General features: G+C 60.8%; 13 protein-coding genes. All 13 read left to right on the forward strand.

Translation table 11 applies throughout. The annotated features are described in order from the left end of the window. Positions 1 to 19: 19 nt before the first annotated feature. The 13 genes from ACUN8C_RS05890 to ACUN8C_RS05950 all read left to right on the forward strand — a co-directional run bounded on the left by ACUN8C_RS05890 (position 20) and on the right by ACUN8C_RS05950 (position 9,660). The gene (locus tag ACUN8C_RS05890) at positions 20 to 346 is read left to right on the forward strand and encodes a head-tail connector protein (RefSeq protein WP_445621337.1); all 327 of its coding nucleotides are present in this window, start codon (positions 20 to 22) and stop codon (positions 344 to 346) included. A 60-nt stretch (positions 347 to 406) separates the two neighbouring features. Then, positions 407 to 673 carry a hypothetical protein gene (locus tag ACUN8C_RS05895; protein WP_445621338.1) on the forward strand — a complete coding sequence of 89 codons (267 nt, stop codon included), beginning with the start codon at positions 407 to 409 and terminating at the stop codon, positions 671 to 673. 8 nt (positions 674 to 681) lie between these two features. Then, the gene (locus ACUN8C_RS05900; protein ID WP_445621339.1) at positions 682 to 1,014 is read left to right on the forward strand and encodes a phage head closure protein; all 333 of its coding nucleotides are present in this window, start codon (positions 682 to 684) and stop codon (positions 1,012 to 1,014) included. After that, entirely contained in the window at positions 1,007 to 1,489 is a 483-nt protein-coding gene (locus ACUN8C_RS05905) for an HK97-gp10 family putative phage morphogenesis protein (protein ID WP_445621340.1), read from the forward strand. Before ACUN8C_RS05900 ends, ACUN8C_RS05905 begins: the two co-directional genes overlap by 8 nt. Further along, positions 1,489 to 1,854: a tail completion protein gp17 gene (gene gp17 / locus ACUN8C_RS05910; protein ID WP_445621341.1), complete on the forward strand. Its 366-nt coding sequence runs from the start codon at positions 1,489 to 1,491 to the stop codon at positions 1,852 to 1,854. The genes ACUN8C_RS05905 and gp17 overlap by 1 nt, the downstream gene beginning before the upstream one ends. Positions 1,855 to 1,928: 74 nt before the next feature. Beyond that, positions 1,929 to 2,432, forward strand: coding sequence for a phage tail tube protein (locus tag ACUN8C_RS05915; RefSeq protein WP_445621342.1), 504 nt, complete (start codon positions 1,929 to 1,931; stop codon positions 2,430 to 2,432). Further along, positions 2,429 to 2,788 (forward strand): phage tail assembly chaperone family protein, TAC, encoded by a 360-nt coding sequence (locus ACUN8C_RS05920; RefSeq protein WP_445621343.1) that lies wholly within the window; start codon positions 2,429 to 2,431, stop codon positions 2,786 to 2,788. The genes ACUN8C_RS05915 and ACUN8C_RS05920 overlap by 4 nt, the downstream gene beginning before the upstream one ends. Positions 2,789 to 2,820: 32 nt before the next feature. Then, entirely contained in the window at positions 2,821 to 3,084 is a 264-nt protein-coding gene (locus ACUN8C_RS05925; RefSeq protein ID WP_086620207.1) for a phage tail assembly protein T, read from the forward strand. Positions 3,085 to 3,096: 12 nt separating this feature from the next. Then, positions 3,097 to 5,559 (forward strand): hypothetical protein, encoded by a 2,463-nt coding sequence (locus ACUN8C_RS05930; RefSeq protein ID WP_445621344.1) that lies wholly within the window; start codon positions 3,097 to 3,099, stop codon positions 5,557 to 5,559. Continuing rightward, on the forward strand, positions 5,559 to 6,056 hold the full coding sequence (locus tag ACUN8C_RS05935; RefSeq protein ID WP_445621345.1) for a hypothetical protein: 498 nt from the start codon (positions 5,559 to 5,561) through the stop codon (positions 6,054 to 6,056). The genes ACUN8C_RS05930 and ACUN8C_RS05935 overlap by 1 nt, the downstream gene beginning before the upstream one ends. Next, a complete protein-coding gene (locus ACUN8C_RS05940; RefSeq protein ID WP_445621346.1) occupies positions 6,046 to 6,540 on the forward strand; it encodes a DUF1833 family protein in 495 nt (164 codons plus the stop codon). Before ACUN8C_RS05935 ends, ACUN8C_RS05940 begins: the two co-directional genes overlap by 11 nt. A gap of 8 nt (positions 6,541 to 6,548) precedes the next feature. Continuing rightward, positions 6,549 to 6,980 carry a hypothetical protein gene (locus ACUN8C_RS05945; protein ID WP_445621347.1) on the forward strand — a complete coding sequence of 144 codons (432 nt, stop codon included), beginning with the start codon at positions 6,549 to 6,551 and terminating at the stop codon, positions 6,978 to 6,980. Continuing rightward, the gene (locus ACUN8C_RS05950) at positions 6,937 to 9,660 is read left to right on the forward strand and encodes a host specificity factor TipJ family phage tail protein (protein ID WP_445621348.1); all 2,724 of its coding nucleotides are present in this window, start codon (positions 6,937 to 6,939) and stop codon (positions 9,658 to 9,660) included. Before ACUN8C_RS05945 ends, ACUN8C_RS05950 begins: the two co-directional genes overlap by 44 nt. Positions 9,661 to 9,683 lie beyond the last annotated feature (23 nt).

Below are 9,683 nucleotides of genomic sequence, written 5' to 3' on the forward strand. Positions count from 1 at the left end.
CCTATTTCCGGGAGCCGCAATGCTCGACCTTGAAACCATCAAACAGCACGTGCGGCTTGAGCCCGACTTCGACGACGACAACTTTTTACTGGAAACCTATTCGGGTGCCGCGAAACGTCACGTTGAGCACTACACCGATCGCAAGCTATACGGCACCACCAGCGAGCAGGGCTATGCCGACGACCCAACCGCACTGCTACTGGATGATGAAATCATTGTCGCCATGCTGCTGCTGATCGGGCACTGGTATGAAAACCGCGAAGCCGTGACGGCGGGAGTGTCGATAACAGAAACGCCCATGGCAGTACCGATGCTGTTGTGGCCACACCGGAGGCTGGGCGTCTGATGGCCTGCCCGGGGTGTGAGCGCCGCCGCGCATGGCTTAATAAATGGAGAGGTATTGCCCGTGACCGCATCAAGCGAACATTTCCAGAAAATGATCCTGAACGCCATTCGGGAGCAGACGGCGGCCATTCAAGAGCAGACATCGGCGATCAACCGGCTGGCAGAGATCAACCTGCAAATGGTTGAGGCGCTGGCGGATGAGGGCACTGGCGATGACACGCCGCCCGCCCATTATCTTGACGGCACGCCGCGCCATACCGGCGGTTATCAGCCTGCTCCTTCTCCCATGCATTCACTGCCTGAAAAACCACCGCCCCGGGAACTGTGAGGTAAACCATGCGCGCCGGCACACTGCGTCACCGCATCACCATTCAACGCCGATCGGCTGAGCAGGACCCCAACACCGGCGCGATGATCGAGGGCTGGTCCGATCTGGTCACCGTCTGGGCCAACGTCGAACCGCTCAGCGTGCGCGAGTTCATCGCCTCCCGGGGCGAGCAGGCCGAAATAACGGCGCGCATTACCATCCGGTACCGAGAAGGGCTTAATCCCACGATGCGCATTCTGCACCGCGGCCTGATTTACAACATTGAAGGCGTACTGCCGGACAACCGCACAGGCCGGCAATATCTGACCATGCCGGTGTCGGGAGGCGTCAACGATGGCTGACTCCATCAGCTTTGAAATCGAGGGCGTCAACTCGCTGAACGCCAAGCTCGAGGAAGTCTCCAGCGATGTGAAGTTCAAGGGCGGCCGGTTCGCGCTGCGAAAGGCAGCCAATCTGGTGCGCGAGCGAGTGAAGGACAACGCCAGAAGGCTGGATGATCCGGAGACAGCCAACAACATCGCAGACAACATAGCGGTGCGTTGGGACAGCAAAAAGTTTAGGGCCACTGGTGATCTGCACTTTCATGTCGGCGTGCGCGGCGGTGCTCGCAGTCGCCAGGAGAATCTGCAGAATCCCGGTGGCGATACCTTCTACTGGCGCTATCTGGAATTCGGTACCGAAAACATCCCGGCCGTGCCATTCATTCGGCCCGCGCTGGCGGAAAGCACCAATGCCGCCACTCAGGAGTTTGTAACGCATTACGGCAAGGCCATTGATCGTGCCATCAAACGCGCAGCGAAGAACGGAGGCGGCTGATGTATCCACCGATATTTAAAGCCGTCGCCAGTTCGTCCGCTGCCACTGCCGTACTGGGCGCCGCGCCGGTGCGCTTCTATCCGTTCGGCGAGGCGCCGCAGGATGTCGCGCATCCCTACGCCGTCTGGCGTGTGATCACCGGCTCGCCGGAGAACTATCTGGCCGGTCGGCCTGACATCGATGGCTTCGGCCTGCAGGTCGACGTCTACGGCTCCGATCCCAATAGCGTTATTGACGCGGCCCGGGCGGTACGCAATGCCGTCGAGCTTCGAGCGCACGTCACGCGCTGGGGCGGGCAGGACAGAGACCCCGACACCCGCAATTACCACATCAGTTTTGATGTCGACTGGCTGACGCCCCGCTGACTTTCCCAGAAGACCCCGCCCAGGCGGGTTTTTTTACGCCCCAAGAACGCCCCGCCGGGGCATAGGAGAACACCATGGCTGTATTGGCCCAGGGTACCAACGTCTATTTCCTCGACCCCGAGACCAAGCAGGTTGTCACGGTCGAGTGCGCCACATCGTTCAACCCGGCGGGTGCCCCGGCGGATCAGATCGAAACCACCTGTCTCGAGGATCAGGACCGCACCTATAAGCGCGGCCTGCGAACTCCCGGGCAGGCATCGCTGGGCGTCAACGCTGACCCGCAGTATGCGAGCCACATTCGCCTGCACGAGCTGTCCGAAAGCCGCACGATCGAAGATGTGAAGTGGGCAGTCGGCTGGTCTGACGGTACAGCAGCGCCAGCCGTCAATGCTGAGGGCACTGACTTCGAGCTGCCGGATACGCGAACGTGGTTCGTGTTCGAGGGCTATGTCTCCGACTTCCCGTTCGACTTCCAGAGCAATTCGGTCGTGGCCACGGCCGCAACCATTCAGCGCTCCGGCGGTTCGGCATGGATACCGAAGGCGAGCGCCCCGGCTGACTCGGGTGCAACCACATGAATCTGACTCTCGAAAACCTCAAGGAAATGGGCGCCTTCAGTGGCGCCCTGGTCGCACGTGACATCGAGTGGAAGCAATGCGATGAAACACACACGGCCACCGTCCATGTGCGCCCGCTGTCCTACCACACCGCCATGTCCGACATCAGCTCGGTTCGCGCTGGCGGCGATGCCGGCGCGGCGCGAATCGCGTACTGCATCTGCGATGAAGACGGCAAACCCATCTTCAAGGCTGGCGACATTACGGGCGAAGCGGACCCGGAGCGCGGCCCGCTCAATCATGGGCTGACGATGGAGCTGCTGCGCGTGATCGGTGATGTGTCCGGCCTGGGAAAGCGCCAGACGCCGAAGAGCTGACCGCCACGGACGAGATATGGCACGAGCTGGTCATGTGCGGTATCGGCGGCCGCACGATAGAAGAGGCCCAGCGCAACATCAGCTACCCGGAGTTTCTGAGCTGGGTGGCCTATCGGCAGAAGCGCGGCACGCTGCATACCGGCATGCGCATAGAGCGCGCCTCGGCGCTGCTGGCCGCGCTCTACACCAACGCGCACAAGAAGAAGGATGCGGAGCCCGTGAAGCTTTACGACTTCATGCCGCATGAATCAGAACCGGCAATATCGCTGGAGCAGGCCATGGATGCCTGGCGTTAACGGAGACAGTCAATGGCGAGCCTCGGACAATTAACGCTGGATTTGGTGGCTCGCATTGGCGGCTTTACCGGCCCGCTGGATCAGGCCCAGCGGCAAACCAAAAAGCAGATGACCGCGATCGCCGGAAGCGTCAAGGCCGCCACGGCTTCCATCGTCGGCGCTGGCACTGCGGTTGCCGGTGCTGGCGCTGCGATTATCGCGTTCACGAACCATGCCGCCGAAAGCGCGAAGGAGCTGCAGAATCAGGCCAATGTGGCGAATACCTCGGTCGAAGAATTTCAGCGACTGGCGTATGCCTCAAACAGCGTTGGCCTCGAGCAGGACAAGCTGTCGGACATTCTGAAAGACGTGAACGATCGCGTCGGTGATTTCATGGCCACCGGCGGTGGTGCCATGGCCGACTTTTTCGAGAACATTGCCCCGCAGGTCGGGGTGACCGCAGAGCAGTTCCGAAATCTCTCAGGCCCTCAGGCGCTGCAGCTGTATTACGACAGTCTGGAAAAGGCCAATTTGTCGCAGGCCGATATGACCTTCTACCTGGAGGCCATGGCCAGTGACACCACAGCGCTGATCCCGCTATTGAAGGATGGCGGCGCCGGGTTTGCGGAAATGGCGGCCGAGGCGGACAGCCTGGGCATCGTGCTGTCTGAAATGGACATCGCGCGGCTCGGTGAATTCCGCGACCAGTTTACTCGGCTGACCTCGATTCTCAGCTCGATGAGCAACCTGCTGGCCGCCGAGCTCGCACCGTATCTGAGCGTGCTGGCCGACTATATCGTCGATGCAGCCGATGGCGCCGATGGTTTGCGCGAAGCTCTGCCCGGTGCGCTGCACAACGCAGTGGCGGCGCTTGGTCCGCTGCTGGATGGCTTCTACGAATTCCAGAAGGTGGATGCTCAGTTCAAGGTGGCCATGGCCTCGATGAATCTGGCCGTGGCCGAGTTTGCGGAGTCCGGCTATGAGTCGATGGATTACTTCATCCAGACGGCCATCAACGGCATCAACAACATCATCCGCGGTGTCAATGCTATCCCGGGTGTCGATGACATAGAGCTGCTGGGCAGTTTCAGAGAGTCGGAGTTCTTCGCCGGCATTCAGAAGCAGGCAGCCGATGCACGCGTGGAGCTTGATGGCTTCCAGCAGGATCTGGCAGACATCGCCGATCGTGAGCCGCCCAGCACGGCTATCAAAAAGTACCTGGATGACGTCCAGGCCAAGATGGCAGAAGGCGTCGATCTTCCGGTGCGTATCGCCACCGGTACCGGGTCAGGCCCGATCGATCATGATGCTGCTGAAGCCGCGCAAAAAGCGGCTGATGCCATCCAGTCGCAATTGGATGCTTTGGACTTGCAGGCCAAAACGGTCGGCATGACTGCTGATGAAATTCAGCTCTACAAGCTGGCGCTTGATGGCGCGACCACAAGCCAGCTTTTGCAGGCCGAAGTGGCGCTGGATACGGTTGCTGCATTCAAGGAGCAGGAGAAAGCGACTCAGGATTACCAGCAGTTGCTGGGTTCTCTGCAGACCGACGAAGAAAAGCGCACGGCGCAGCTGCGTGAGCGGCTGGCGGTGCTGGATGCGATGACGGTATCGCAGCAGGAATATTCCGACGTTGCGTCCCGTATTGCGGGCGCTGCCTTTTCTGATGCGCCTGAATATCAGGGGCTGGATGCCACGGTGGGCGGCCCGCTGGGCGAGCTGGACAAGGTAGATGACGCACAGGAAAAGCTGGAAGAGTGGTACTCGACCCAGCTCGAAATGCTGGACGAGTTCCGCTCCGAACGTGCCGACCTCAACGCGCAGTGGGACGATCAGGAACGGGCGCTAAAGGAAGAGCACGAAGCCAAGCTCGAAGACATTGAGCGGGCCCGGCAGGTGGCGCGCATGGCCGCCGGCGAAGAGTTCTTCGGCAACATGTCTGACATCACCAAGACGTTTTTCGGTGAGCAGTCCGCCGAGTACCGCGCCGCGTTTGCGCTCGAGAAAGCTTATGCGCTGGCCAAGGTCATCATGAATGCCCCGAAGACAGCGTCTGATGCCTACGCCGCGATGGCAGGCATCCCGTTCGTTGGCCCGGCGCTTGGTGTTGCGGCGGCCGGCGCCGCGCTGGCATACCAGACCGCGCAGATCTCTTCGGTGCAATCTGCCAGCCTCAGCGGCATGGCCCATGACGGTATCGACTCGGTCCCTCAGACCGGTACATGGTTGCTCGAAAAGGGCGAGCGGGTTACTACAGCCCAGACCAGCGCGAAGCTGGATCAGACGCTGGACAGCGTGAGTCGCAATCAGGCCGGCGGTGGCAGTGGCGTCACGATCAACATGATCGAGGACAGCAGCCGTGCAGGTGAGAGACGCCAGCGCACCGGTGCTGATGGCTCGACTGAAGTGGATGTGTTCGTGGCGGACATCATGGGCGATGGCCCGCGGTCGAAGGCCATCAAAACGAAGTTTGGACTTAAGGCCCAGGGGGCATAATGGCACTTGCAGAATATCCCGCCACGCTGCCCCTGCCGCTGCAGGAGGGGTATGGCTTCAAGCACACATCACCCCTGATGCGCACCGATATGGATTCCGGGCGCGCCCGGCAGCGCCAGCGATTCACTTCCACGCCATCGATGGTGACAGTGGCATGGTTGATGACCGAGCCTGAAGCCGCCCTGTTTGAGGGATGGTACCGGTTCGGTCTCACGGATGGCGCTGACTGGGGCCTGTTGCCGATCAGGACACCGCAAGGCATCCGGCAGTACCGAGCGCGCTTTACCGACATCTATGACGGACCGACGCTGACCGGCGGTAAATACTGGCGCTATTCAGCCGAGCTGGAAGTGTTCGAGCGTCCGACGCTGACCGAAACCGAGACGATCGAGATCATCGCCGGCGGCGACTTTATCACCGCTGTCGAGCGTCTCGAAGACGTGTCCCGACTTTACTACACACGTTACTGGGAGCAGGGGGCAGCCGATGACCAGTAATCTGCTCAGCGTGGTGTATGCATCGGCGCCGTCCGGTCAGGTGCTGCTGCCAACGCTGGACTTCTACAGCGACGGTTTCGACGAACGCATCCGTGTCGTGCAGGGCTTTGAAGACGTGACCGTCACCCTGCCGGATGGGGAGCGGGTCACGTTCGAGGCCTGCGGCATCGAGATCTCGCTGCCGAAACATGACAGCAGCGGGCAGCAGGCCATCCAGTTTGGCCTGGTCAACGTTATGGGCGAGGTGTCACGCATCATCGACCAGACCCACAAGGCCGGCTACCCGGTGCGGATGACGTACCGCCTCTATCTCTCTACCAATCTTGAAGAGCCCGCCGAGCTGCCCATGCAGATGATCGTCAAGGACGTGACCATGCAGGGTGGCATGGCAAAAATAACGGCCAGCTACAATGACATGATCGGAACGGCCTGGCCGCGTGAGCGTTATACCTCGCAATTCTCTCCCGGTCTCATCTACCTGTAGGCGCTCCCATGCTCAATGACTACCTGACCTCAGTCTATAAGGACTGCGGGCGCGGCGAGCTCGTGCGCGGTCGCCCGGCCTATGACTGCTGGGCATTGGTGCGCGAGGTGCGCCACCGGCTGTACGGGCTGCCCCTGCTGCCATCCTTCGGCGGCATCCATGCAATGGACAAGGAAGCGCTGACCGAAGCGCACGATCGGCAGCGGGAGGTGATGCAGGAATGTGAGCCATTCCCCGGCGCCATTGTTGCGGTGTATCGCGGCAGGCTGTGCCTGCATGTGGCTGTCGTTGTTGAAATTGAAGGCGGCCTCGCTGTGCTTGAGACGCGCCCGGGTGGGCCGCGCTGGATGCGTATCCCTGATTTTGAACGCCAATACACTCGGGTGAGGTACTACCGTGATCGAGATCTATCCATCGAGCCTGGAAGGGCGCCCGGCTGAAACCCACTATGCCGATGATGTGACTGTCGAGCAGTGGCTGCTGGCGGAGGTGCACGGTTACGAAGAAGGCCGGCAGCGTTTTATGGCCGCCGGTCAACAGCCGCCCATCAGCATCACGCTGAATGGATGTCTGATCCCGCCGGCGATTTGGGCAAGTACGCGCATTACCGGTGACGATTGCGTGAAGATCGTGATCGAGCCCAAGGGCGGGGCGTTCGAGGCCATCGGTTCGATCATCTCCGGAGTCATCAACAGCGTGTTCAAGCTGTTCGTGAATACGCCCAGCATCGGCGGCAACGACTACAACTCACCGGGCAAGGGGCAGGAGCTCTACGGCGCGAATGCCAAGGGCAACAAGCCAAAGCTGGGCGCGGTTCTGCCGGAGATAGCCGGGCGCATGCGAAGGTACCCTGATTACCTGAACCCCCCGCGCCGGTGGTTCGAATCAAAGCGCGAGCAGCGCACAGAAATGCTGCTTTGTTTCGGCAAGGGCCAATACCTGATTGACCCTGAAGACGTCTATGTGGGCGACACGCCCATCATCTCGCTGGGGTCCGGCGGTGAATACCAGATATTCGGGCCGGGCGAGTACATTGATCACCCCGCGCGGATCCATTGGCACGATGCGCCAGAGGTTGGCGGCACATCGACGGGTACCGCCGGCGTCGAGCTGGCCACCACCTACTCGGTCAGCCGTAACCCATCGGCCAGTGCCTACGTGCTGAGCGGCTCGCTGGTCACCATTCCCAACGATGCCGGCTCATTCCCGGATGGCTGGCAGTCGGGAATGATCGCCATCATTCGAGTGCCGCAGGATGTCATCGTGATTGATGGCGGCGATGCGGCCGACATCATCGAGGGCGACTTCACTGCGCTAGATCCGTATGAAGGTATGCCGGTCGAGCTGGCGGGCGACAACGCCGGAACCTATGTGGTGGCCAGCTACTCGCACGAAGACGGACAGCCCGGACGCATCACCCTGAACAACCCCAACGGGCAGCCGGCGCGCTATCTCGCCACCGGCTCGAAACGCAGCGCCTTTGGCTTTCCCGGCTTCAAATACTCGATCGTGTCGGCATCCAGCCAGCAGATTACGGTGTCGCGTCTCAATGATGCCGGGGAGTCTGATCAGGACTGGCCGGGCTTTGATGCACAGACGAGCCGTGACACGACAGTGGTACTGGATGCATCGACAGTAGAGGGCGACTGGGCTGGCGCATTCGTGGCCAGCCCCTACGGCGCCAAGACCAATGCCATCGAGTGGGATGTCATGTTCCCCGGCGGGCTGGCGGAGATTGATGATGATGGCGACCTGCGCGAATACTCGGTGCAGGTCGAGATCCAGTGGCGTGACATCGCCGACCGCGGGGCATGGACGTCCATCAAGCGCACCTTCAGGGATACGACTCTCGATCAGCTGGGATTTACCCAGCGCATCAATCTGCCCTATGCCATGCGGCCCGAAGTGCGAATGCGCCGCATCGGTGAGAAAAGTACCGATACACAGATACAGGATGACGTGCAGTGGTACGGGTTGCGCTCTCGCATCGAATCGCCCGATCGATACGAGGGTGTGACCACCATTGCCATCACGCTCAAGGGCGGCCAGAAGCTCGCCAGCCAGTCAGAAAACCTGATCTCTGCCATCGGCACAAGAATGCTGCCGGTGCGTCGTAATGGCGTCTGGCAGCAACAGGAGCCCACCCGGGACATTGCCCCGCTCGTGGCCTACATCCTGAAGTCGAGCGGATACACGGACGCCGAGATCGACCTTGATGCATTGGACCGTCTCGACAATCTTTGGCGCCAGCGCGGTGACACGCTCGACTGCACGATCGAGGACGAGACCACGGTGAAGGAAGCACTGAAGCTGGCGCTGACGCCAGGCTATGCCGACGTCACCATCCAGCACGGACAGGTGCTGCCGGTGCGCGATGGGCCACGCGAGGTGTGGGACCACCAGTACAGCCCGCAGAACATGACCGGCCCACTGACGCGACAGTATTCAGCGCCCAGCGATGACGACCATGATTCGGTCGAAGTCGAGTACACCTCAGCAATCACCTGGCAAAAGACCACTGTCATGTGTGCGCTGCCCGGATCCGAGCGACGCAAGACCAAAAAACTCAAGGTTGAGGGAATAACGGACGAAACCCGGGCGTGGCGGCTGGGCATGCGGGAGCTGATGCGCATCAAGTATCAGCGCTTCCAGTATTCATGGAAGACCGAGATGGACGCGCTCAATAGCCGGTATCTGTCGTACTGCCCGGTATCGGATGACGTGCCCGGCTACAGCCAAAGCGCCTTGGTGCTGGATTGGTTACGTGAAGACGATGGGCGTATGCGCCTGATGCTCACCGAGCCTTTCAAATGGCAGGAGGGGGAGGCGCATGTGGTCTCCCTGCGACGTCCGGATGGCACCACGGCCGGGCCATTAAAGGCAGATCAGACCGATGATCCCCATGTGTTGCTGTGCGCGAATCCAAAGTTCGATCCGGTCACCATCGAGGATCAGATGGAGCCGACGATCGTGCAGTTCGGCACGCTCGAGACATGGTCATTCCCTGTGCTGGTGATGAGCGCCAGCCCCTCGGGTATGGATGGCGTCAAAGTCGACGGCGTCAACTACGCGCCAGAGATCTACGAGTATGACGACGCCGATCCGCCGGCCACAGCCTGACCAATTCAACACGATGAATACCA

It is taken from the genome of Kushneria sp. Sum13, assembly GCF_052692355.1.